Below are 25,819 nucleotides of genomic sequence, written 5' to 3' on the forward strand. Positions count from 1 at the left end.
TGGCGCATCCTCTATACCAGTCAACTCCTCAGTTGAAATTCAAGCAATTTTTGAAATCGAATAATAAGCTGATGTTCCATCTAACGAATGCTTTGTTTTTAAAGATTTCTGAATATTTTCGACAGACTCCCACTGCTAAACCAGTGGGAGTCTTTATTGTTTAAGCTGCAATTGCTTATTACTGTTTTACCCGTTTACCAAAAACCGATAATATCCGTAAATAAATGATTTAGCCTTTTATTTGTTTTTAATCTTCCGTGTATTTTTAAGAAATTGACAAAAGAAATTATTGATAATCCTTTGGATACAAGCTTTTTTTATGTTTTCCAAAGCCGAACATAGTCGGTTTAAAATCACCAACATACTCTACATTCAAATCGGCTGTGATTTCGTTTTCGAATCCCAAAGCCTGATAACTCTCATTTACAATTAAGCGCCTTAAATCTGCATTCGCGAGGTCAATAGACGCACCCATGGTTGTCGTATAGGCCGTTCCCTTTTTACCGTCGGGAAGCTGATAATTTTTAGTCCACGCGACGGGCATTAAAGATTTTTTAATGTTGACAGGTGTGCTTGCTTGCATCCCTTCTGTTGGCTGACCAAAAAGCAGGATCGTGGCTCCCTCAAGAGGAGCTTTTATTCCATATACGTCCGAAGGAACCCATATATCTTTTACCCCAAGAAGAAGTGGATTGGCAGACTCAAGCCCATTAATTAAGGCTCGTGTACCTTCTTTGCCATGATCGCCATGGTGGTTTATCCAAGTTTCTCCGAGAACCAATCGCCCGAAGCCGCCCTCCCAAGCACCACTATTATTATTATAAGAATAATGCTTATAGCGACTATTCGATTCTTTCGAAAAGTTAAAAGCATGTGTTGCTGTACGTAAGCCAATAACAGGTTTACCCTTCATCAAATAATCGTCAATATATTTCATTTGCGCATCAGGAAGTTCGCGAAAACGCGTACCGAAAATCACTAAATCAGCATCGACAAGCTCCTCCAACCCTGGAATGCTCTTGGTGTGCTCTGGATTGATCTGTCCACTCTGAGGGTCGATAGCGAAAAGAACCACTGTTTCAAATCCGTGGCGAACACTGAGGATCTTGGCAAGCATGGGCATACTTTCTTCCGATCGATACTCTTCATCGCCGGAAATCAAAACTATTTTTTTACCCTTGTCCTTGCCATTTTGTGGTTTATAATGGAGCGATTGGGTCTGCTTTTGAGCACAACTGCTGATCACAAAAATCAGCATAAAAAGGACTGTGCTAAAAGGGCGAAGCAAAGAGCTCCTTTTATATCTTTTTATCATCATCAAATCGTCTATCTTTTATGAGTTTATGTATGCGAGGGTTTACTGTGGCGAAGGAACAGCGGCATCCAAATCTGGCTTACCCTTATCTCGCAACCGGTTCTGCCAGATTAGAAATACGATAAACACAACAATAAGTATCCCTGGAAGAATAGCAAGTTTCGCTAACGTAGCCTGTCCCACTGCAAGATCTACGTTCGCAACTTCAACCCCACTCTGGGAAACCGCTTCTTTAGATTGATCGATCCATCTACCGATAATTGGTTGAAAAATAGAAGTAGAGAACATTCCCACCCCCCCAATTACTGACATGCCCAATGCCCCGCTTAGCGGAACACGCTGAGCTGTTGTACCGATCATTGTCGGCCAAAAGAAACAAACACCTACAGCAAACAGAATCGCAGCAACATAGGCCATAGGCCCCGTCACGATACTAAACATATATACCCCTATGGTTGCAAAAATCGCTGAGAATAAAAGAACACCAGTCTGCCCGAGCAGCTTTATTACCGGACCGCCGAAATACCGACCTACAGCCATCACTCCGGTTACCAGCGCAAGAATCAACATCGGACTGGCGCCGCTATCGGCCATAATGATCCCCACCCACTGTTGTGGCCCAAACTCGGAAATTGCTGTCAACGCCATACATAAGAATAAAAAGATGAACGTGGGTGAAAACATTGCCTTAATATTTGTTGAAATTGAGGTTATTGCCTGTTGTTGTGGTCGAGGGAATGCCTGACCATAGAAAAGGACTGCGTAGATCACAGTAGGAATCATAATGACCCACATTTGCGATTGCCATGTCCAACCCCAATCGGTCATAAACTTCGATGACAAACTACCTATAACAATACCTCCCGGGAACCACATATGGAACCTATTTAACATTTTGTCCATTTTTTTGCCCGAATAAAGGTCTGCAATCATCGGATTACATGCTGCCTCTGTACAACCGTTACCAAAACCGATAAAAAGAGTTGATATTAACAACAACCCATAGCCTTGTGAAAAGATGGTCAAGACAATTCCTAAAACATGGGACACAAAAGCAATGCGCATGATATTTGCCGGACCAACTTTATAATAAAAAAGGCCCCCTAAAATCATCGATAGCGGAAACCCCAGAAACCACATGGAGTTTATAAATCCCAACTGTTCTGCTGAAAGGTCAAAGTTCTCGCCTAGCTGAGGGAGGATTCCAGCCCGTATCGAAAACGTTAGGCCTGTCGTAATCAAAGCGAGACAGCTCCCTAAAAATAAAGCTTTACTGTTTACATTCTTACTCATAATATTGGTATTAAGTTTACAATTTCTAGTTTATTTGGTTAGTTGCGAACGGATAAAAGCATATCCATGTTCCGCAATTTCCCAGGGGTCTGAATACTCTCGCCAAACATTTATGGCGTTGGCAAAATCCGGATCATCCCTAGAGAATGCTTCAATCGTATACCAACCCTCATAGTTCACGTCGCGTAGTGAAGAAAAGACCTCCTCCCAATGCACTAGACCTATTCCTGGGGTTCCCCGATCATTCTCGCTGATATGAACATGTGCCAGATAGGGACTAATGCGTTCAATAGGCTCCTTTATCCGCTTTTCTTCAATATTCGCATGATGCGTATCATACATCGCCCGTACATGCGGATGGTCAGACAGTTCGATTAGGTGCGCTAGTTTCTCCATCGTATTACATAAATAGGTTTCGAACCTATTTACTGCTTCCAGTGCCAGTACAACCCCGGCCTGTTTAGCATATTCGCCTGCCTGATTTAACACCTCGGCAGCCCATTTAAACTCTTCCTCTGTAGGTGCATGCGCAGCAAACACTCCATGCGCAGAGTGAAAGGGGCCGCACAGTACGGTCGCTCCTACATCATACGCCCGGTCAATCGCCCAATTTATACGCTCCAGTCCTGCTGATCGAATCGCAGTATCCGGAGAGATTGGATTCTCTTGCTCTCCCATAACCAAAACGGTATTCACTTCGAGGGAAAGCTGGCTTGCGTGTTGCGCCAAATCTTTATACTCCTGATTATTTTGGGAGGCTATCAAAATTTCAACCCCATCGTAACCAATCGTTTTCAAACGTTCCATCAAAGGGAAAACTACAGGAGACACTCCCGCAGACCAGGCCAACAAGTTAAATCCAATCTTATTCTTCATGCTAATATATTTATAATTGACGATTAATATCCTTCATTCTGTACTAAATTTTCATTGTTACGGACCTCAGATGTCGGAATAGGGAATAATAATTCCCGCGCAGTCAGCACCGGTCCATAGGAAAACTTATGCCCTACAAAGTCTTCAAATTTATTAGTTTTTACATTAAATGCCTTACGGAGTCTAACCATATCAAACCAAGTTATATTTTCGAAGCACAGTTCATGCCAACGTTCCTTCCAAATTAACTCACGCAATTGATCTTTACTTAATCCTGCGGCATTAGAAAGTTTCGCCCGACTACGAACAGCATTGAGAGCCGAATATACCTCCGAAGAAGGACCCCCTACCTCATTGGCAGCTTCAGCGTACACCAGCAAAATATCGGCATATCGCAACAAAGGCCAATTCAAGTCACTATTAGCGGAGTTCAACTGCGCCTCGGTATCAAAATGCTTATAAATAAAATATCCGCCTAGATCGACAGTTTTGGATCGATCAGACTCATGCGTGAACTTTGTAAAGAAGAATTCTTTTTCTTCCGCGCGCAGATCCCCTTCCTCATATGAATCAACAAAAGCCTTCGTCGCATAGATCCCCCCAGTCTCATCTGAATATTTGGAGATGTTCTTATTATAAGGGATTATCGCCACCTGCCAATTGGAAGGGATTACTTGTGTTTTAAACTGAATGCTGAAAATATTTTCTTGACCGTTCTTCTTTTTGGGATCATGCAAATCATCGTAGCTGGAAAACAAGCTATACACCCCGCTCTGGAGAACTTCTTTTGCCTTATCGGCCGCGAGCTGGAAATGCGACGCCCCCAAATTCAAGGGATACCCCGCCATTGTTAAATACACTTTCGCCAGCAATGACTTCACCGCGCCGAGCGAGACTTTCCCGCTTTGATCTTCCAATGGCAATCCGGCTTCTTCAGCCATTTTCAAATCCGAAACAATAAGGTCATAGACCGCTTGAGGGTCTGCCGGTTTCGGTTTAAGCTGTTCAGACTGTAAGTCTACGGGTTCCACTACCAACGGAATATTTCCAAACATTCGAACGAGGTGGAAGTAGTAAAAAGCCCGCATAAAATAGGCTTCACCCAACAAAAGCTTTTTTTCTTGTTCATCCATTGCAATTCCTGGAATTTTTTGGATCGATAGATTCGCATTTCCTATCCCTTTATAATAGTCCCCCCAATATGCTAATCCGTAGCTATTGTCTGAAGTGTTTCTAAGGTCTTTAACATAATAACTATCCACCGCTTGTCCCAGATCGGTCCCTGCGAGACCGGTAGCAAACTCCGTCATCATCCAACTACCACCATTAAAACCGCTGTTCATCGTCGGGCGCAAGGAGGCATAAATTGCATTCACTGAGCTCCGAGCATGTTCAGGTTTCGTGAAGTAATTTTCTACAGTAAAGTTACTGGGGTCCGACTCGTCCAAAAAATCCGAGCACGCAGAAGACAGTCCCAAAATGAGGCTTAATCCCAACAAAAAAGACACTCTATATATGTTTTTATTTTTTATGTATTCCATGATCATTGACGATTAGTTATAAACTTAAATTAACACCAAAAGTAAACACGCGAGGTCTAGGATAATCGTAAAGACCCAATCCCTGATCGAAAGGGGATCCGGAGTTAGAAACCTCTGGATCGTAGCCAGCGTATTTTGTCCATACAAAAAAGTTCTGCACGGAAGCATACAATTTTAATCGTTCCAGTTTTAACTTAGACACCATCTCGGTGGGTAAGGTATACGATAGAATCATATTCCGCCCACGAATGAACGAAGCGTCGGTTACTTTGTGACTGTCATTATTGGTGGTATAGTAGGCGTTGATAGGGCGAATCTGTGCGATCGGTGTCCGCTGGTTCTCAGGGGTCCAGGCATTCAGGACCGTGCGGTAACTATTGGCAATCCCCTGGCGATCTTCCGCGGAGTGGATGCTTCGATCAAGAACATCATTCCCATACATATATTGCAAGTCGATCAAAAGGGACCACGCTTTATATTTAAAGGTATTCGAGAATGTACCAAACCCTGTAGGAATACCCCTGCCGATGATGGTACGGTCATTATCATTTATTACGCCGTCTTCATTCAGATCCAAATATTTCACATCACCCGGCAAGAGGTTGTACGAAGCAGCAGCTTCCTGTTCATCGGTAGACCATGTTCCTAAGTGCTGAAAGCCAAAAAACGAACCGACGGGCTCTCCTTCTCGAATAACCGTATTCCCCGAATAAATGTCGCTGCCTCCGGTAAGGCGCAAAACTTCGTTTTTATTCACCGAAATGTTGAACATACTTGACCAAGAAAATACGTCGTTGCCTACGTCACTTAACTGTACGCCGAATTCAACTCCTTGATTAACCATGCTTCCTATATTGCTAAAGATACTTGCGTAACCCGTACTTAACGGTAGTGGAGCGTCCAGTAGCATATCGTTCACTTGCCGGCGGTAAAGATCCAATTCAAAATTCAGTTTGTTACTAAATAGACCGAGCTCGAGACCCAAATCGACCTGATGCGTCTTCTCCCAATGCAGCGCTGCATTAGCCATTCGTCCGAGTCCCATGCCTATCTGACGTTCATTCCCCAGAATAACATCGTAGTTGCTCATTCCTGCTAGAGCGCGGTATGCTGGGATCTCTGAGTTCCCGGTCGCCCCGTAGCTCGCCCGCAGTTTCAGGTTCGAGATAGTACTATTATCTTTCAAAAAGTCCTCTTCACTCACGCGCCACGCAAGTGCCGCCGAAGGAAAGAAAGCGTATCTGTTGTCCTGACCAAACTTAGACGACCCGTCAACACGTCCAGTAAAAGTAAATAGGTATTTATTTAGTAATGTATAATTAATTCTAGAGAAATAAGAATTAAGACCGTATGCTAAAGCGCTAGAACTTGGTGTCAGCGCCGTAGCACCAGCCCCCAGGTTATTAAACATAAAATATGGATCTGAAAAATTTTCGGCCCGCGCGTTACTACTGTTCTGGTCCATATGCTGCCAGGAGAACCCTGCCATAGCATTAATAGAGTGCTTGTTTCCAAAGTCCTTCAAATAGGTGAAATAGTTTTCAAACTGCCAGGAATTGAACCTGTTATTCTCAATATTTGCCGTACCCAAACTAGAGATATATTGTAGCCCAGCCGATGCAGAATAGTCCCGCCGCTGATTAATAATATTAGTTCCTATTGAAGTTTTAAACTCAAGCCCTTCTAGCAGCTTGATACTTGCATACATGTTTCCAATAAACGGCTGTGTAGAAACATACGAAACACGTTCATCTGCAACACGAATAGGATTATCGCCGCCTTCCATGCCGGGGTAATCGCGATTGCTAGCCCAGCTACCATCATCATACCGAACCGGTATAATCGGTAACGCTTCCAATATCTGCCGCATCATGGTGATCCCACCTCCACCGAGCTCATCGACTTGCTTCTCTTTCTGATCTGTGTAACTTAGCACGCCCCCCACTTTCAACCATTCTTTGATTTGGGTGTCAAAAACAAACCGTCCGGCAAATCGTCGCTGCCAAGAGCCGTAAGCTATACCTTGCTCGTTTCTATAATTTGCAAAGGCACCAAAACTTCCTTTCTCATTCCCATTGGTGAAACTTAATTGGTGGTTTTGTGTTGCTGCAGTTCTAAGGGCTTCATCTTGCCAATTCGTATCATATAGTGGATTTCCTTGCGCATCAAAAAGCAGTGGGTTATTCCGTTTGGTCGTTGGATCAGTGTATTTCGTCCCTGTGGCCCAGCCTGCGGGATCATATTTCTGCGCATTGGCATAAATTAGCTCTTCGACCGCCAGAAATTCTTTTGAATTTAATACCGGTAATAATTTCGGGGCATAGCCCAATCCAATATCTGCATCATAATTAGCCCGCCCGGTCCCTGTGGTTGTACCCCGTTTGGTGGAAACGATAACGACACCGTTCGCCCCACGAGCCCCATAGATCGCTGTTGATGACGCATCTTTAAGGACTTCTACGGAAGCAATATCATTTGGATTAATATAATCAATCGGCGAACTCCCATTCTGCAAGCCTACTGTACTTAAAATAACCCCATCTACAACATATAACGGATTATTAGATACCGAGATAGAACTCGATCCCCTAATACGAATATTGGTGCGCCCACCGGGTCTCCCGGAGCTGGAAGACACGTTGACCCCCGTAATTTTCCCTCCTAGCGCTTGATTTAGATTAGAAACCGGCCGCTCTTGTAGCGCATCTCCCCGCACACTACCAACTGCGCCAGTAAGGTCGCTTTTACGCTGTACACCATAACCTACCGCCACAACGACCTCTTCGATGCTTTCCGAACTTGCGGTCATGGTTACGTCAATCATCTTTCTGGCGTTCACCGGTACTTGTTCAGCTTGGTAGCCGACATAAGTAAAACTCAGTGCCCCTTGCGCACTGACCTTTATCTCATAACGGCCTTCTGCATCGGTAAGGGTACTACCCTCTCCCGGATCACCTTTTACAGAAACGCCCGCGAGGGGCTGTTGGGCGCCGGTCGTCACCTTCCCGGTAACGGTAAGCTCTTGAGCGAAAGACAGCTCAGTAAGAAAAAGGCACAAGAGCAACGGAATACAACGAATGTGTTCTCTAATCATAGTTTTAAGAATATATGGTTACCTATTAAGTTGATTACACGCATCCGCCTTTAATCAGACGGGAAACACTGCCTCTCAATAATTTCAAGCCTATTCTCTTCCATCCACAAAACATAGAAAACCTTGCGCATACTCCTTTTGCTAAAAGCAAAAACTATCCTACCCAATCTGGGGTGAGACCTATCGTAACATTCGCTCTCTATTTCAACGAAAACAAGCCTATAATTACCGTTACTTATGTTTATAATACAGCGCCGCTTCGGCGCTGTATGGTTTATTCGGTTGTTGCACTCTTCAGAACCGCCGGATCATCCGATGATGCTCGGTTGTATCGAAGAGCGTTATTTACTCTTCCAAAGGATGCTGCTTTAACAGTTCATCGGGTGAATAAAATCCTTTCTTATCTTTAATCGCTGCACGAATTTCTTTGACCTTCTCCGGCGAGACCGCAGCCCCCTTATTTCCAAAGGAATTTCGGACAAAAGTCAACACATCTGCGACCTCCTGATCGTTAAGCATGCCTCCGAATGGCGTCATTGGCACCTGACCAGGAAATTTCTTCCCATTAACTTCAATTGGTCCCATCAGCCCGTTTAACGTAAGCTTAATTAATCGGTCTTGATTTCCATGTACCCATGCGCTTTTCTCCAGCGGTGGAAAGCCAGATATATCAAGCCCTTTACCATCTGCTTGGTGGCAGGTTATACAAAAGCCATCGCGTTGGTAAAGTGATGCACCTCGCTTAAACTGAGCGATATCTGGCCCTTGTAAATGACTAGGTATAGCAAGCGCTTTCTTTATCTCATTAACCGATTTACCGTTCAAGTGAGCAGCAGCCGTTTGATAAGCGGGTTTATTCCACTTATCCAACACCGCCGTATCGATTTTCGCCAAGATCGTAAGGCCTTTGTCCGGCGATAACCAAGAGCTCGCCGCGATCACCTCGAGCAACACCCGTCCGTGCGGATCTTGTGCCGCCTTTTTGAAAAGTTCTACATGGGAAGCCACCTTATCCGTACTGTAGCGTAACGCATGTACCGCAGCGGCACGGGCCCTGAAATCTTTCGCCCCGAGAAGCTTTCCAAGTAACTCCTGATCTATTCTATTTACGCCCCAGGATACCCACAATGCCTCGGTTAGATTGTGTTCATACCTTGGATCATTTTTATCCAACCCCTTTACCCACTCTTTAGTCTTCTTGACAACCTCTCCGGCGTCCCTTTTACGCAATTCTGAGCGCGTCCTATAGCGCGTCCTATACTCCGGTAGTTTTAGATTTTCTAACAGTTCCTCTACACTAGCTCCGTCAACCTTTGCTGGAGTAACAAGTGGCCGCGAAGGGTAGGTGACACGATATATTCGGCCGTGTACATGGTCACGCAGCGGATCTCTAGCGTTGTGCTGCATATGACCGATCAACATATTATGCCAATCTACAATATACAAAGATCCGTCCGGTGCAAATTTAGAATCCACTGGCCTAAAATTTTTATCATCAGACCATATCAAATCCTGGCGATGCTCACTCGCAAACCCCGTCCCTTCATCGGTAAAAGTGTGTTGCTTTGTCCCCAAGAAGCCAATTGTATTATTAATCAAATAATCCCCTTGTACCTCATCGGGAAAATGTCGACTCGAAATAAATTCTAATCCAGATGTCGGCCTTACACGGTGATTGGAATCGACCAGCGAGAAGGATTTATCATTTGCTTCGCCATAACGTGGACTTATCGACCCTGGAAGCATCCAGCGTACATCCGGTCCTGAGGTTTCTGCATAAATCGTTTGTCCCCATTCATCAATGGCGATACCCCAAGGATTAGGAATCGACACCTGAGCTACCCGTTCCAAACGTCTGTTCTGTGGTGAATACCTAAAAAACCCGCCATTAGTCGCTCTTACTGGACCGTACGATGTTTCTACATTAGAATGCAAGAAAACACCCTCTGCCATATAGAATGCTCCCGAAGGATCCATTGTATATACGCTATGTGCATGATGTGTATCATGATCGTCGAATCCACTTAATATCAGTTCTCGTTTGTCGGCTTTATCGTCGCCGTCGGTATCCTTTAACAGAACGAGATTCTTACTTTGCGACACATATACACCTTCGGGTGAAAACTCAAAACTAATAGGCAGATGCAAACTATCGGCAAATACAGTTCGTTTATCTGCTTTGCCGTCGTTATCCGTATCTTCCAATATGATGATTTTATCGTTTGGTCTGCCATTCCCTGGACTCCAGTGCGGATAGCTCGGCATGGTAGCCACCCATAGCCTTCCTTTGCTGTCAAATTCTATCTTCATTGGATTGGCAACATCAGGGAATTCCTTTTCAGAAGCGAACAGTTCGATTTTATATCCTGGTGCAGTATGGAATTTTGCTAAAGCATCCTCTCCGTATAGGTAGCGATCGGGACCATCCGGATCTCCAATATAGTTGGTTTTCACCTCAGGAAGTGTAATCGTTTTGCCATCCATACTCGCCAGATCAGCCTTCTCTCCCACAGCGGACATCCAAATTGCCGTATCCCGGTTAGCAGTCATCTGATGTAGCTTTTTAATCTCAAATGGATAGTTGTCTGGACCAAAAGGGTTGAATCGACGTCCGTAAGCATGCACGCCGTTGGGAATCTTAAAATCTTTATACCATATCCAATCTTTTTCCAACACAGCCTCCTTAATATCTTCCTGAAAAGAAGCCGCGACACGTTCAGTTTTACCAAATAACTGATCTACTAAATAAGCTGAAAACTGCTGATATGCTTTCTCTGAAAGCTGAAAACCGTCAATCGTAAGCGGCTCATCCGAGTCACTGTACCACCGTTTGGTCTCGTTAAACACGTCGATAAAAGGTATGTTTTTTTCTTGAGCAATCGCCTTCATCGCCTTAGTGTACAACGCAATATTTTTATTTATTTCCTTGCCGTCAGGTAGATCGTAGAGCTCGGACAAATCTTCATAGGCAATAGGAGAAATTAAAACCAGCTGCGTTCCTTTACCGTCATTATAATTCTGTGCGTTACTGTGATCAATAAATGCACTTAGCTCCCCTTTGAAGTTTTCCAATCCAGATTCTCCTTTAAACGATTCGTTATAACCAAAAAAACCAAGGATAATATCTGCCTTCAAATTTGATATCCATTCATCTTCAGTAGGAAAATGGCCCTCACTTCCCGTGTCGATATCATAGTCGGGATTGAATACCGCAGCACCTGGAAATGCCCAGGGCGAATTTCGGGAAGGATGTGGACGAAAACCGGGTGTATTTCCTGGAGCGCATATATTTCGAACAGTAAGGATACTATCTGGAAACCGAACATGGAGTTCCGTGTCGAAATCTCCATACTCCATCATCCGTGCACCGAGATTGTTTCCAATCAGCACCAGGTGAGCCCCTTTATTAAACGGGATCGGATCTATTTGCTGTTGGTCAGTACATCCAACGAATAGAAAGACGCATAGTATAAAAAAACAGAAAGGCCTATATGCACTCATAGCAGTTTACAATTACTCGGTTTAGAAACGTGTGGTTAGCGTGCGAAAACGCGTATTTCAAATATAATACTTCAATATTATGGGAGCATCCTGTACTGTCCTGTAAAGGGAAAAAAAACACAAAAATATTTTGTCAATCAGTGAATTGTTCCCCACAATTATCATAAAAATAGTATTCAGCAGTCCGCCTGCGCATCAGAGGAAACGAAGAATACCATAAAATCGATTGAAATAACGATCAATTATACATTTACTAAAAAACGGGATGTCGCTAGCCTGCTTTTACCTTAAAAGCGTAGTCTCCCGATCCCAACAGAACCACTATAAAACCATCTTCGTAGGTAACTATAACGTCATACTTATTTTTTTCAAGCGGTTCGCCATTTACAGTAACAGCGTCAATGGATGGAGCCTTTAAGTAACAGTAGGCCTTCACATTAACAGGGATAGAGACCTCTTGCAGTAGCTCTCCAGGACGCTGCTGCCAAGAACTTTTAATCTCTCCGGCAATCGACCGATAGGAACCCGAAGCCTCATTTATCCCATAAGGGCCGATCTCCGGTTTAATGATCACTTCTTGATAACCATTTTCTTTTGCCCTTATACCCAGCATATGCTCAAAAATCCATTCATTAACAGATCCAAATGCGTAATGGCTAAAAGAGTTCATTGCCGCGTTGTGTACGAATCCTTTATCTTTTGTATAACTGTCCCAACGCTCCCATATCGAGGTTGCACCGTTGATAACCTCATAACCCAGCGATGGGTACTCTTCACTTTGTAGTAGAAGGTAAGCTTTGTCAATAGATCCAGATGCAGATAGGGCCGGCAGTAATGGTTTGAATCCCAAAAAGCCGGTGGATAACTTATTATCATTGGCCTCCACGAGCTCTCGTAAATATTTCCCTGCTAGCTTTACATCTTTTTGATCCAAGATCCCAGAATAAAGCGCATTGGCATAGGCCGTCTGCGTATGTCCTGCGAAACCGTTTTCTCCTTCAACATACCCCGCGCCATCTCCATAAACCGCTCCATTAGTCTTTAGTTTACCATCTGTCCCCATATAATGATTTTTGAAGCCTTGCTTTACCGTTTCCATCTCCTTCTGAAAAAATTCCACCTGGTCCGCTCGTCCTACCGCATGGGACATTTCTCTCATCAACCGGCTACAGTAATAATAATAGGTGGTTGCTAATAAATCCGGGCTAGTTTTCTCGCCGACCGATAACCAATCACCAAAACCTCCTTTAGGTGTGACATCTTCAAAGGATCCTTCCTTAAGTACGCCTTCCTGAGTTCGCTTTTTTAAAAAGTCCATAAACTTTAGCATATAAGGCATCGACTTCTCGACAATACGTACATCGTTATATGCCTTAAATATTTCGTAAGTACAAATAATACCCGCCTCGGACCATCCCGGAGAGAAGGCATCGTCCTTCCGGATAGCGGCAACTCCTTCGCTGTTCACCGGCATCGGCGCATAGATCGGAAAAGCGCCGTTACCCCACTGGGCATCGTTTAGATCTTGTATCCATTTGGTGTGGAAAGCCGCTACGTCAGCATTAAAAATAGCCGATCGCATATAAATTTGTGCATCGCCCGTCCAGCCTAACCTTTCATCGCGTTGAGGACAATCCGTCGGAATGTCAATATAATTGGCGCGCTGCGTCCAAACAATATTCTTATAAAGCTGGTTCAGCATCGCATTATCGGAACTGAAGGATCCAGTCTGTTGGACAGGAGAACTCAATACCAGACCTTTTAAAAAATCCTTTGTGGGCTCTTTCTGCAATCCGGAAACTTCCACAAACTGGAAACCATGGAACGTAAAACTTGGACTCCATATTTCTTGCTTTCCAGTACCTTTAAACACATAAGTGTCTCGCGCGCGGGCTTTACGTAGATTTTCGGTCATCAATCTACCATCAGGAAACAACATCTCTCCGTAACGAAAGACTAGACTGTCTCCTTTCTCCCCTTTTAGCTGTAGACGAATGTTTCCCGCAAAATTTTGTCCGAAGTCAATAATATACTTTCCGTCTTCAGTCTTTGTGATTGATTTGACAGCAAGTTCCTTAACAACTCGCACCGGATTTCCGGGGTAAATCTCTAACGTCTGACCGGGCATATCCGCAATTTCTTGTACATCCTGCCAGCGGGAGTCGTCGAAACCAGCGATTTTCCAGCCTTCAGGTTCTAGACGCGAATCGTATGTCTCGCCTTGTAGAATATCCGATTCCTGTACTGCGCCAGTACCGACCTTCCAGGTCCTATCGGTTGCCACCGTTTGCTTGGTCCCGTCCGTATATTCAATATCAACCTGCGCTTTTAAAAGAGGGAACTCACCGTAAAATTGCTTAACCTGTGGTGATCCCACTAACAATGCATACCCCAAATAGCCCGCATACCATCCTCCGGAAAGAATAGCCCCAAAGGTGTTATCGCCCTCACGAACAAGTGAAGAGACATCGTAAACATTATAATACACTCGCTTATTGTAATCTGTCCATCCGGAAGCGAAATAATCTTCACCGACTTTCTTCCCGTTAATATAAAAATTATGCAACCCAAGCGATGAAATATAAAGGCGTGCTGATTTTACTGTTCGAGTTAAAGAAGTTTGTTTTCGTAGATACGGGGAGGGTGGTAAATGATATTCACCTGGCTTTGCAAGATTGTTTAAGTCAATCCCTATCCAGCGAGCATCCCAATTGGTTTCAGCTGGTTTTCCACGTTCCCAATAATTGACCTCGCTCCAATCTCCGGCAACATCTGCTTCATCCCAGCTACGTACTTTCCAATATACGCGTTGCCCTGAAGCCAATTTCTTTCCTTGGTAGGAAACCTGATTTGTTTGATTGCTAGAAATCTTGCCCGAATTCCACAGATCGCCGTGACCTTTTGCCAGTTGCTCCCTTGTCGAGGCCACAAGAATCTGATATGCAGATTGCGAGTGGTTAAACCCCTGTCCTTTAAGCTCCCAGCTTAAGCGAGGAGCACGCTCATCCACATAGGGATTCACTTTATATTCAACACGCAGGTACGAGGGTATAATTTTCGCCGAAAGCGTCGATGAATTCAACATCACACTGGCTATTAATAGCATACCGTACGTATTTATTTTTTTTATTAGTCCCATAAATCTGGAATATTATCAACAAACTACTTACTTTAACGAATAATCCTGACTTCTTTTGGTGCTTCAATCTCCGAGGAAACTTTTCCATTTGCCCCCTTGGTATGCTTAACACGGATCACCCCATAAGGGGTCGGAAAAGTGCCTTCAACAAAACTAAGCTTTCCCAAATGCGGCCGTACGGTGTATGCTTTACCCCCCGGTTCAGCGACCTTGATCCCTAACACATGTTCAGATAACCAAGCTGTAGGCCCTGAGGCCCACCCGTGTGCAAAACTATGCCGATGTCCCACATAGCAATATGCGCCAAAATCACCATGAATGTCTACTTTTCCAGTCGGAACCAGCTCATCAATCGGGCTGGCGTTTTCAATCCACTGCATATTAAAATCCTCCCAAAATGTCGTCGCCCCCAGATCTAACATCGCCCCCCAGTAGGTGTCGATGATGTCCATAGCCTCGTTATATTTTCCTGCCTTAGCCATAGCCTCGAGCATATAATACCCATAAAACGTAGAAAACCGTTCTGCTCCGCCAACTTTTAAAACCTGATTATAGGCTTTCTGACTGTTCATCAGCCCAGTCAAGGACATAAGGGCCGCCGCTTGCTTGGAATTATTATGTTTAGGAATCACTTTACGCATCTCCTTCAGCGCTTCTTCGCAGAGTCTCTTGGTATAATCATCTTTTAAAAACTCGCTGATCTGCGCTGCGTTCTCTAGGGCGAGGATCGTCATCGCCTGTAAACCAGCGTGTACAGCCAGACTATCCTCGCTCGAAGGCCAGTCTAAAAAACGTGTGCCGTCCATCTGCTCTTTACCATCGACTACTTTAGCTAAAATTTGCTTTACAAGACCCTGTAGATACGGCTTCTGTTGTTCTAAATAGGCCAAATCCCCATGGGCCATATACCAATCGTGATGAAGAACAATCCACCACATCGAATACGTACTAATTCCGCACATCCAACCCGGAAGTGGGGTTGATTCCCGAGCGAGATCCAAACTCTTCGGTACCACTTCGTTATATCCAAACACCGTATTCACTGTCGCAACCTCAGGATGCAGGTCGCCAACCCACACCAATCGATCCCTCTTTATGGCGTCCCATAGGTAATCTTGCATATTTAAGTGTACCGTGTAAGCTCCGACATCCCAAATCTTATTTAACCGTTCATCGCTGCTTTTAAAAGATCCCAGGTAAGGAATATCCCGATAAGTGAAAATAGCGCGCACCTCACGAAGGTGTAACTCAGCCTCCGGATCTAAAAAATCGATTCGCGCAAATCGAAAGCCGGATTCCCCTGTCTGATTCTTTCCTAGCCATGGAAGTTGCAGCCTCATATCGCGCATAGCATGATCGTTCGTCGCGCCTTTGGCTCCTATTTCAGACATCGCCTCGGATACCGACTCCCCAAACCGAATCCGGATGTTACGTGGAACATTCCCTCCGCTCCACATTCCCGTGATGAGCTCCAAGGAAGCATTGATCTCCTTTCCAAAGTCTAGCAATACCGAAGCACTATCGTTTCCGCTATTTTTTAAGACTGTAATATTCTCATTGGTAAGGTTTGCTTGTCCATCTCCTTTTAGCATTAGATTGTTCGCCCCATCAATTTGTCCCCGTTGCCATACAATCCGGGTGGGATAAACATACTCGCGGGTCATTGGGCTGAGATGTGTTGCTTGGTCACTGAGTCTTCGCTGTGCAAAGCCCGTAAGACCACAAAAACAAATACCCAAAAGTATAAGCGTAGTTGTTGCTTTCATTGTTTACTCGGTTAGCGTTTAGATTTTCGTCAAAATAACGAAGTATTCTCAAAGATCCATCCTGCACTTACATGACAATCCAGCATCAAACTATCTTTTTCGCTCTTGATTGTGTTTTAACAAAAAAGATGCGAGTTTATCGACTTCGGGAGGCAAAAGAAAAGCAGATCAGTCGCTATTTCGTATGCCGACAAATATGTCTGAAATAAGTCAATAACTACAATTAAAAAAGAAAGATTCGTAACGATAATTTTGCGCATTTTTTTGTTAAATATGGATACGCAAAAAAAGAAAAAAAGCCCGCGCAAAAACAACACTCAACTCATTGATAACGAGAAAAATACATAATAACTGTTATTTATACATTTTTAGAACTTTACACGCGAAAATATACAGGACAGTACAGGATGCCTTTGCTAAAACGCTTTTCTATATTTGATTTTAGGTCGCTTAATTACATCATTAAGCACCCTGAGAAGAGAGATTACAATTAGAGGTAACTATCAACCTAGGCTACCCAATAAACCAGAACAATAAAACACAGTACTATGAGTAAATTAGAAGCAGGCTAAAAGCTGTACAGGACCCTATGACAATAAAAAAACCGATGGTGTTCCCGCACCATCGGCTATGTATCAAAGGTATTAAAACAAACCAAGAGCATCGACACTCTTAATGTTAAACCCATTTAATCGTACAAAGGTATGCAATATGACCAATTAAACAAAACCAATGAAAAACGTTTAGTTGCGCCAACGGTAAGATTTAAAAAAGTATTCAGGCCTACTCTAGGGAACGACCCTAAACGTAGGTTTCTGCAACTTTCTCTCATTTTCCCAGCGCTACTACTAGCTCAACTTGGTGCGGCAGAAGCTGTAACAACGAGCAAATCAAATAGCAACAATATGACGTCCGTTAGTGCTTATGCGGGAGCAAATACATTCCTGCAGCAACAAAAAATAAAAGTAACAGGGACTGTCACAGACGCGGCAGGATTACCAATACCCGGCGCGACCGTGCAGGTTAAGGGTACGTCCGCGGCAACCTCAACGGATCAAAATGGTAAATACGAAATCGAGTTACAAAAAGGCCAAACATTAACGTTCGCGGGGGTAGGTCTTAGCAGCCAGGAGCACATAATAAATACAGCCGGGGAACGAAATATTACCTTAGCGAGTTCGTCAGAAGCGCTCTCGGAAGTCGTGGTCGTCGGCTACGGAACCCAGAAACAAAAAGATGTTACTGGATCCGTGGGCACGGTATCCATGAAAAACATCAGAGGCCAGGCCATCTCTAGTCCCGACCAAGCGCTTACCGGTCAAATATCCGGCGTTCAGGTGAGTACCTCAAATGGAACGCCAGGCGGTGGACCGAAAATACAGGTTCGAGGCATAGGCGCTATCGGTGCAGGAAGCCAGCCGCTTTATGTCATTGATGGCTTTCCCGTACCAGCCTCTTCAAGTGAAAGAAGCAATCCGCTAGCCACCCTAAACCCAAACGATATCGAGTCGATGAGTGTCTTGAAAGACGCCTCAGCGACAGCCATATACGGCTCGCGAGGGTCTAATGGTGTTATCTTGATCAACACCAAGCGAGGGTCGGGCGGCGCCCTACGCATTGCTGTATCGGCAAGCACAGGTTTGCAAGAAGTCCCGCAAAAAGGACGGCCGAACCTGATGAACGCACAAGAGTTTGCACAATTTCGTAAGGAAGCTATAGAAGATAAAATTCGCTTCGAAGAGGGAAGAGAGCCTACAATAGAAGATATTCCGGAAGAGTACCGTAACCCTGCGGCTTTAGGCGAAGGCGTTGATTGGTACGACGAGGTAACCCGGGTCGCACCGATGACCGATGTCAACGTCAACTTTTCAGGAGGCAATGAGCACATACGCTCCTACGTCTCCACCGGCTATTTAAACCAGAAGGGTGTAATGCTTAACTCTGGCTTCGAACGTTTCTCGATACGTGCTAATGTTGATGGCGATCTATCCAAAAAGCTGAAAGTCGGAATGAACATCGCGCCAACCCTTACCTACTTAGATGGCGGTATCAACGGGCAAGGGCGTGATGAGTTCTTTCAGATCACAACACCAGTGGCACAAATGTATAATCCGGACGGATCTCTCAATCCATATATTGTCTCTCCAGGGTCTTTCGGCAACCCAAACCCTGTATTATTCTTTCAAGAACGTACCAACAAAAATGAAAAGCTTAAAATCCTGATGAGCACGTTCGCTGAATACAGCATTCTAGATAACTTGAAATTCAAAACAACTTTCAACGTTGACTATCAAGATGAAAGCAATGAATATTTTAGACCATCTATTATTCCTAACCAAAACGCGCCAGGTCTGTCAATCCCTTCAGGAAGCTACGGCAGAGCACAATATTTAAACTGGGCAAATGAGAACACTCTAAATTACGAGCTTAACACCGATAATGGTCACTCTTTAAGTGCACTTGTTGGATATTCCATCCAGATGCAGAAACTTAAGAGCGCCAATTTTAACGGATCTAACTATCCTGACGATGATATACGAACACTAAATGCTGCAGCACGCATCACAGGGGGAACAGGGATTGAAGACTGGGGACTAATTTCGTACCTCGCCCGTGTGAACTACTCCTATCTAGATAAGTACTTGGTTACCGCTTCATACCGCGCAGATGGATCCTCCCGGTTTGGGAAAGACAATCGCTGGGGATCCTTTCCTTCGATAGCCCTTGGATGGCGTTTATCGCAAGAAAATTTCCTAAAAGACCAGGAATGGATCAATGAACTGAAACTTAGAGCATCTTACGGACGTAGTGGGAACTTCAATATTCCTAATTATGCCTCGCTCGCCAACATTGGGACGGCAAACTACATCTTTGGAGGCTCGCTCGCTCCCGGACGTACCATGACTACACTAGGTAACAGCTTATTAGGCTGGGAGAGGATGAAAGAACTGAACATTGGATTAGACTTTACAACCTGGAATAATCGCTTAACTTTTACCGCAAATTACTATAAGCGTAATACCCTAGATCTCCTTCTAAACACGCCAATTCCACAATCGTCGGGATTCGGTACTGTAACAGAAAACAGAGGAGATGTTGAGAACACCGGACTGGAATTCTCCCTGTCATCTCAAAATTTTGTCCGCGATAACTTTACTTGGACCACTGATTTCAACATATCTTTCAACCGCAACAAAGTCATCGCGCTAGGACGAAGTAGTGATCCTATTTACTCGGGGCAGAGCTCCGAAGGGAACTTTACAAATATCACCCGTATCGGCGAGCCTGTTGGGATGATCATTGGCTACATAGTCGACGGAATATATCAAAACGAACAAGACCTTCAAAATTACGCGGCCTTTCCAGGGGCAATCCCAGGGAACTTGCGTATGCGTGACGTGAACGGTGATGGAGAGATCACACCAAACGACGACTTTGACGTGATTGGTAATCCGTATCCGGATTTCACATTCGGGATGACAAACACCTTCACCTACAAAGCGTTCGACTTCCGCATGATGATGGTCGGTTCAGTTGGACAGGAAATGCTTCGCGCTACACGCTTCTATACGGACAACATCGATGGCGTATTCAACGTTCGGAAGGAGATCGCTGATCGTTGGCGCTCGGAAGAAAATCCAGGAAGTGGCCTTGTTCCAACAACAAATGGTAGTGGACGAGGACGGGTGATGTACCGCGATACCCACTCGTTATTTGTTGAAAAGACGGACTATCTATGGGTTCGCAACATTACGGTAGGTTATACGCTTCCAAAAAGTATTGGCGGCGTAATAAACAACCTTAGAATCTATGGAAATCTTCAAAACCCCTTCCTATTTACCGGCTATGAGGGAAATCCAGAAGGTACCAATATGAACCGTGCTGATACGGGTCCGCTCGTACCCGGTATCGACTATGGATCGTACCCGGTTCCTAGAATTTACACTTTGGGCTTGAATTTCAACTTTTAAGAATTACGACTATGAAACTGAAATATATAGTATTGGGCTTCGGTCTTTTGAGCCTGAGTTCATGTAACCACCTTCTAGATGTAAAACCTTACACCTTTTCTAGTGGCGACAACTATTACGAAAATGAAGGACAAGTCCTTCGCGCCGTAAACGGCGTTTACAGCCAGCTGCAAGGCTTATATACTAGCGATTTTAACGCCTTAACGGAGATGCGGGCAGATAACACGAACTATCAATTTGACGCGACAGATCGCGGAGCGCAGCAGCGTGAGGAGATTGATGAGTTCTTGATGACACCATCCAACACCTATATGAACACATCTTGGTCACTGCTGTTCGGCATAGTTCAACAGTCTAATGTTATCCTTTCCCGTATCGAAGAGGTACCTTTTGGCGATCAAGCGCTTAAAGAACAGTACAAAGGAGAAGCAAAGTTCCTTCGCGCATTCGCGCACTTCCATTTGGTGCGGTTATTCGGCGAAATACCGTTGCATTCAACAGAAGTTGTTAATCCTTCCGATGCCTTTACCGAAGGAAAAGCGTCGGTAGATGAAGTATATGCTCTTATCATTCAAGATGCGAAAGATGCCATTGCTAGTTTACCTGAACGCTACGATGAAAACAACGCCGGACGCGTAACCAAGGGTGCTGCTTACACATTACTAGGCGACGTGTATCTTACTCGTAAAGAATACGGCGAAGCGGTAACAAACTTTACCGAAGTAACCAAGCTGGGTTACGCCCTTGCACCAGATTACGCTTCTTGTTTTAATCCAAACGACAAAAACAACGAAGAGTCTGTCTTTGAGGTACAATATGACGCATCCATAGAAGGAGAAAACAGTAATTTCATCTTTCTTTTCGGCCCTCGGAATGCCAAATTGAAGCTTGTAGGTTTCACCGGAAACCTTGGAGGTAGCAATATTCCGACACCAAGTATTTACGATGCATATGAGCCGGGGGATCTGCGCAGGGATAAATCAATACAACTTTTTGATGATCCCTCAAACTCGGCTTATGCTGAAGCGAAAGCATTTGATGGGAAAATGCCATTCATTAAAAAATACTACCACGCGCCTTATATTGAGGACGGACGCGCCAATGAGAATTGGCCGGTATACCGATATGCGCACGTATTATTAATGCTTGCCGAAGCGCTTAACGAAACCGGATCGGGCGATCCTTACGTTCACCTAAATCAGGTGCGTAAACGGGCCGGACTGAAGCCATTATCGGGACTATCCAAAGATGCGTTGCGTCAAAAGATTGCTGACGAGCAGCGAGTAGAAGTCGCTTTCGAAAGCCACCGCTGGTATCAGTTATTACGGACTGGAAAAGCGGAAGACGTGATGAATGCGCATGGAGAAGAAGAGAAAAAACGCCTCTCCAGACTGAGCAATGCTTCTTACAGCGTGATTCCCCACAAACTTTTACTCCCTATCCCCCAGCGCGAGGTCCAGGTAAACGGAATCGAACAAAACCCAGGATGGTAGAAGCACACGAAAGGTTTTCAACCAAAAACTAAACACCCAAAATAATGTTAAAAACGAACAAAATCGTAAACATCCTCAAAACAAGCATCGCCATGCTTGTTTTGAGTTCCTGCCAAGGATCAGACAAACAGGAACCTGTAGATACGAATCCCAAAACACAGAAGATCGTGATTCCCGAGGGATTCGCGATAGATCATATCTACTCCCCTTCGGATAACGAAAAGGGATCTTGGGTCGCTATGACTTTCGACGATAAAGGGCGCATGATCACTTCCGACCAGTACGGAGGTCTATTCCGCATCGAGCTTCCGCCTATCGGATCGGACAGCACGGTGAAACCAAAAATAGAACCGTTAGATTTTCCGGTTGAAAAAAAGAATCCTTCGGATACCACACAGAAGGTCGGTATCGGTTATGCTCAGGGTCTTTTATGGGCAAATAACAGCCTGTACGTAATGATAAATCACTTCCCTAACGAAGAGTTCGCTAAAGGAAGCGGTTTATACCGCTTGGAAGATACCGATAAGGACGACAAGCTGGACAAAATAACGCTGATGCGCGCTTTAAATGGAGAAGGAGAACACGGACCGCACAGTATCGTTCTGGGCCCTGATTCCACCTCTCTTTATATCGTAGCCGGTAACCACACCGATCTACCAGAAATGGACAGTTACCGATTGCCTGCAACATGGAAGCGCGACAACTTATTTCCTCATATCCTTGATCCTCAAGGTCACGCCACCGATCGTAAAGAACCCGGGGGCTGGATCGCCAAAACAGATTTCGAAGGCAAAAATTGGGAGCTGATAAGTGCTGGGTATCGTAATACATTTGATATTGCCTTTAACGATCAAGGTGAACTGTTCGCTTATGATTCGGATATGGAGTGGGATTTTGGGATGCCATGGTACCGCCCGACACGTCTTCTACACGTGACTTCGGGTGCTGAATTCGGATGGCGTACAGGTAATGCCAAATGGGAAGAAGGTTATCTGGACAACTTACCGGCACTTCTAAATGTTGGCCAAGGATCACCTACTAACCTGTTATACGCAAGCAAAGCACGTTTTCCCGATGAATATCGCAACAGCCTGCTAGCATTCGATTGGAGCTTTGGAATTATTTATTCAGTTCAACTAACTCCGAAAGGCGCTACCTACGAAGCCAAAGCAGAAGAATTTGTTGCTGGCTCTCCACTACCGCTCACTGACGGAGAGATCGGTCCCGACGGAGCCCTCTACTTCTTAACCGGGGGACGCAAACTTGAGTCGGACCTTTACCGCGTTTATTATAAAAAACACGACAAAATAGATCTTAACAAAAACAAACAAAAGGACACTGAACTTAGTCCAGAATTTGCTCTACGTAAAGAGATAGAACAGTATCACAAGCCATCTGCGCCGGGCACGGCCGCTAAAATGTGGGAACACCTTGGGAACCCCGACCGCCACGTTCGCTATGCCGCACGTATCGCTATCGAACACCAGCCCCTTCAAGAATGGCAGTCATTGGTATTCGCCGAACGCAGCATCACCAAACTAACCGAAGGAGTACTTGCACTGACAAGAGCCGCAACCCCTAGTCCCGCTTTGCGTGATCAAATGCTTGCCCGTATGGCCTTTATTCCTCTGAACAGAATAACAGAGGAAAAACTTCTAAACGTTCTTCGCGTATACGAGACTATTGTCTCCCGCATGGGTAAACCTGAAGGGCAAACTGCGACGGCACTTGCCTCCCGCCTGACGGCTCTCTACCCCTCTAAGGTGAATGCCGTAAATCGCAGACTGGGAAAAATACTTGTCGCCATCGACGATCAAACCGTAGTCGCTAAAACCGTTCCCTTGCTTTACTCGGCGAAAGATGACAGTACGAGCAGCTCCAATTTCATGAGCTCTTCAAATCTCATCTTACGTAACCCAGAGTACGGTCTTGCCATCGCTGACATGCTGGCCAATATACCACCAGCACAACAGATATACTTAGCGACCATGCTTAGTGAAGCAAAAACGGGTTGGACAGAGGACTTGCAGACACAATACTTCAAATGGTACTATAAAGCCTTTGGATATAAAGGCGGAAACAGTTATATTGGGTTTATAGACAAAGCGCGTAAAATAGCTCTAGCAAACCTACCGAAAGATCAGAAAGCACATTTCGCCGAGATATCAGGCGACTCACTGGTAAATCAAGCCGGGAATCGTCTTGCCTCAAGCGTACCTCCGCCTAAAGGTCCTGGTAGAAAATGGGAAATTGATACCGCGATCAAATATTTAGATTCGGCAGGCATAAAACCGAACTTCAAGCGAGGAGAAGAGCTCTTTCTAGCTATAAATTGTGGCTCATGCCATACGATGAAAGGTACGGGCGGATCAGTTGGTCCTGATCTTACGCAGCTCGGTTCACGCTTCTCCAAAAAGGATATGTTAGAAGCGATCATTGAGCCAAGCAAAGTGATTTCAGACCAATACGAGTCAAAACTTTTCCATATGAAGGATGGCACGAAACAACTAGGACGACTGATGGGTGAGAATGAAAAAGCATACATCATTTCCCAAAACCCGTATGCTCCGCAAGTGACCAAGGAAATCCTTAAGAAAGAGGTCTCGGAAATTAAGATATCGGAAGTATCGATCATGCCCCCAGGAACGCTCAACAGCTTGAATGCGCAGGAGCTTAACGACATTATCGCCTACATCATGTCAGGAGGAAACGACAAAGCAGAGGTATATACAAAGAAAAACTAATAACAACGTGAACAACACAAAAAAGGAATGGTTAGAGTTGGTCTCCCACCATGCGCAGGTCGGCGGCATCGAAACCTCTGTTTTAGATAACGGAAGGGCTAAAGGTACCCGTATTGCGTGGGTGAATACGGGCGCCGGCCTTCGTTTTAAAGTGGTAATAGACCGAGGAATGGATATCGCTGATGCCAGCTACAAGGAGCACAACCTCGTGTGGCTATCAAGGCTCGGCGTTACCGCTCCGCAACCATTCTCTGATACAGGAGTAAACTGGCTGAGAACCTTCGGTGGAGGTCTGCTTACAACCTGTGGTGTTACGCATGTCGGGGGACCCGAGGAGGATACCTACGGCAGTCGTGGACTACACGACCAATACAGCAACACCCCTGCCGAACTTCTCGCTATAAAGCAGCCCGACCTAAACGCGGGTGACAACGAGATGTATATTTCAGGCAGGATATTTCAAGGGCACCCGCTGGGGTACAACATAGAAATTAAACGCACCATACGTTGTTTCCTTGGCGAGCCCACGATTTATCTGGAAGATGAAATAAAGAATATCGGTAACATCGATGTCCCCCACATGTTACTTTACCATATGAACTTCGGCTATCCCTTAGTGGCTCCAGGATCGAAACTCTTGTGGAAAGGAGACTGGACATCCCGCGAAGGGGAAGAGCATGCGCGTATATTCAAAAAGGGGTCCGACTTCCATACCTGTCCAAAACCCATGGACAGTCACCGCGGAGCAGGGGAAGAGGCTGCATTAATAGACATAGATGCAGACCCACAGGGTAAAGCGCACTGTGGTATTTATAATAAAGAACTCGGCTTGGCCCTGCGCTTAAGTTTTCTCAAAGAACAACTCCCGTGGCTTACCAATTGGCAACATTGGGGCAAAGGCGAATATGTTGCAGGGCTAGAGCCAGGGACACACCTTCCGCTTGGACAGAAACATACACGCCAAAACGGTGATCTCATCCAAATTGCGCCAGGGCAAAGCAGGAAATATGCGTTGGAGCTCGAAATAATAAAAGACACAGATAAACTAACAGAATTCGTAAATTCATACATAAATATATAAACGTA

12 protein-coding genes are annotated in these 25,819 nt (G+C 44.9%); 4 read left to right on the top strand and 8 right to left on the bottom strand.

What is annotated here, in order from left to right:
- Window positions 1-286: 286 nt before the first annotated feature.
- The 8 genes from HP439_RS01395 to HP439_RS01430 all read right to left on the bottom strand — a co-directional run bounded on the left by HP439_RS01395 (window position 287) and on the right by HP439_RS01430 (window position 16,525).
- A complete protein-coding gene (locus HP439_RS01395; RefSeq protein WP_216657731.1) occupies window positions 287-1,318 on the bottom strand; it encodes a ThuA domain-containing protein in 1,032 nt (343 codons plus the stop codon).
- Window positions 1,319-1,357: 39 nt separating this feature from the next.
- Window positions 1,358-2,608 (bottom strand): MFS transporter, encoded by a 1,251-nt coding sequence (locus tag HP439_RS01400; protein WP_172388559.1) that lies wholly within the window; start codon window positions 2,606-2,608, stop codon window positions 1,358-1,360.
- A gap of 30 nt (window positions 2,609-2,638) precedes the next feature.
- Complete coding sequence (locus HP439_RS01405) at window positions 2,639-3,484, bottom strand: sugar phosphate isomerase/epimerase family protein (protein ID WP_172388560.1); 846 nt, start codon at window positions 3,482-3,484, stop codon at window positions 2,639-2,641.
- 23 nt (window positions 3,485-3,507) lie between these two features.
- On the bottom strand, window positions 3,508-5,025 hold the full coding sequence (locus tag HP439_RS01410) for a RagB/SusD family nutrient uptake outer membrane protein (RefSeq protein ID WP_172388561.1): 1,518 nt from the start codon (window positions 5,023-5,025) through the stop codon (window positions 3,508-3,510).
- A gap of 16 nt (window positions 5,026-5,041) precedes the next feature.
- Window positions 5,042-8,119 carry a SusC/RagA family TonB-linked outer membrane protein gene (locus HP439_RS01415; protein WP_172388562.1) on the bottom strand — a complete coding sequence of 1,026 codons (3,078 nt, stop codon included), beginning with the start codon at window positions 8,117-8,119 and terminating at the stop codon, window positions 5,042-5,044.
- Window positions 8,120-8,464: 345 nt separating this feature from the next.
- Window positions 8,465-11,620, bottom strand: coding sequence for a PVC-type heme-binding CxxCH protein (locus HP439_RS01420; RefSeq protein ID WP_172388563.1), 3,156 nt, complete (start codon window positions 11,618-11,620; stop codon window positions 8,465-8,467).
- A 271-nt stretch (window positions 11,621-11,891) separates the two neighbouring features.
- The gene (locus HP439_RS01425) at window positions 11,892-14,759 is read right to left on the bottom strand and encodes an alpha-L-rhamnosidase (protein ID WP_172388564.1); all 2,868 of its coding nucleotides are present in this window, start codon (window positions 14,757-14,759) and stop codon (window positions 11,892-11,894) included.
- 32 nt (window positions 14,760-14,791) lie between these two features.
- A complete protein-coding gene (locus HP439_RS01430; protein WP_172388565.1) occupies window positions 14,792-16,525 on the bottom strand; it encodes an alpha-L-rhamnosidase-related protein in 1,734 nt (577 codons plus the stop codon).
- Between the two features lie 704 nt (window positions 16,526-17,229).
- Here HP439_RS01430 and HP439_RS01435 point away from each other — a divergent pair.
- The 4 genes from HP439_RS01435 to HP439_RS01450 are packed head-to-tail and all read left to right on the top strand — an operon-like array spanning window position 17,230 to window position 25,814.
- Window positions 17,230-20,496, top strand: a complete 3,267-nt coding sequence (locus HP439_RS01435) for a SusC/RagA family TonB-linked outer membrane protein (RefSeq protein WP_172388566.1) — start codon at window positions 17,230-17,232, stop codon at window positions 20,494-20,496.
- 11 nt (window positions 20,497-20,507) lie between these two features.
- Window positions 20,508-21,989: a RagB/SusD family nutrient uptake outer membrane protein gene (locus tag HP439_RS01440; RefSeq protein WP_172388567.1), complete on the top strand. Its 1,482-nt coding sequence runs from the start codon at window positions 20,508-20,510 to the stop codon at window positions 21,987-21,989.
- A gap of 44 nt (window positions 21,990-22,033) precedes the next feature.
- A complete protein-coding gene (locus HP439_RS01445; protein ID WP_172388568.1) occupies window positions 22,034-24,733 on the top strand; it encodes a c-type cytochrome in 2,700 nt (899 codons plus the stop codon).
- A 7-nt stretch (window positions 24,734-24,740) separates the two neighbouring features.
- Window positions 24,741-25,814, top strand: coding sequence for an aldose 1-epimerase family protein (locus HP439_RS01450; protein WP_343043498.1), 1,074 nt, complete (start codon window positions 24,741-24,743; stop codon window positions 25,812-25,814).
- Window positions 25,815-25,819: the final 5 nt, after the last annotated feature.

The sequence above is a fragment of the Sphingobacterium shayense genome (genome assembly GCF_013179575.1).
Classification (GTDB): Bacteria; Bacteroidota; Bacteroidia; order Sphingobacteriales; family Sphingobacteriaceae; genus Sphingobacterium; species Sphingobacterium shayense.

Bases quoted from the DNA above. Each gene is read 5' to 3' on its own strand.
- HP439_RS01395 (WP_216657731.1), bottom strand. From the start codon at position 1,318: ATGATGATAAAAAGATATAAAAGGAGCTCTTTGCTTCGCCCTTTTAGC.
- HP439_RS01400 (WP_172388559.1), bottom strand. From the start codon at position 2,608: ATGAGTAAGAATGTAAACAGTAAAGCTTTATTTTTAGGGAGCTGTCTC.
- HP439_RS01405 (WP_172388560.1), bottom strand. From the start codon at position 3,484: ATGAAGAATAAGATTGGATTTAACTTGTTGGCCTGGTCTGCGGGAGTG.
- HP439_RS01410 (WP_172388561.1), bottom strand. From the start codon at position 5,025: ATGGAATACATAAAAAATAAAAACATATATAGAGTGTCTTTTTTGTTG.
- HP439_RS01415 (WP_172388562.1), bottom strand. From the start codon at position 8,119: ATGATTAGAGAACACATTCGTTGTATTCCGTTGCTCTTGTGCCTTTTT.
- HP439_RS01420 (WP_172388563.1), bottom strand. From the start codon at position 11,620: ATGAGTGCATATAGGCCTTTCTGTTTTTTTATACTATGCGTCTTTCTA.
- HP439_RS01425 (WP_172388564.1), bottom strand. From the start codon at position 14,759: ATGGGACTAATAAAAAAAATAAATACGTACGGTATGCTATTAATAGCC.
- HP439_RS01430 (WP_172388565.1), bottom strand. From the start codon at position 16,525: ATGAAAGCAACAACTACGCTTATACTTTTGGGTATTTGTTTTTGTGGT.
- HP439_RS01435 (WP_172388566.1), top strand. From the start codon at position 17,230: ATGCAATATGACCAATTAAACAAAACCAATGAAAAACGTTTAGTTGCG.
- HP439_RS01440 (WP_172388567.1), top strand. From the start codon at position 20,508: ATGAAACTGAAATATATAGTATTGGGCTTCGGTCTTTTGAGCCTGAGT.
- HP439_RS01445 (WP_172388568.1), top strand. From the start codon at position 22,034: ATGTTAAAAACGAACAAAATCGTAAACATCCTCAAAACAAGCATCGCC.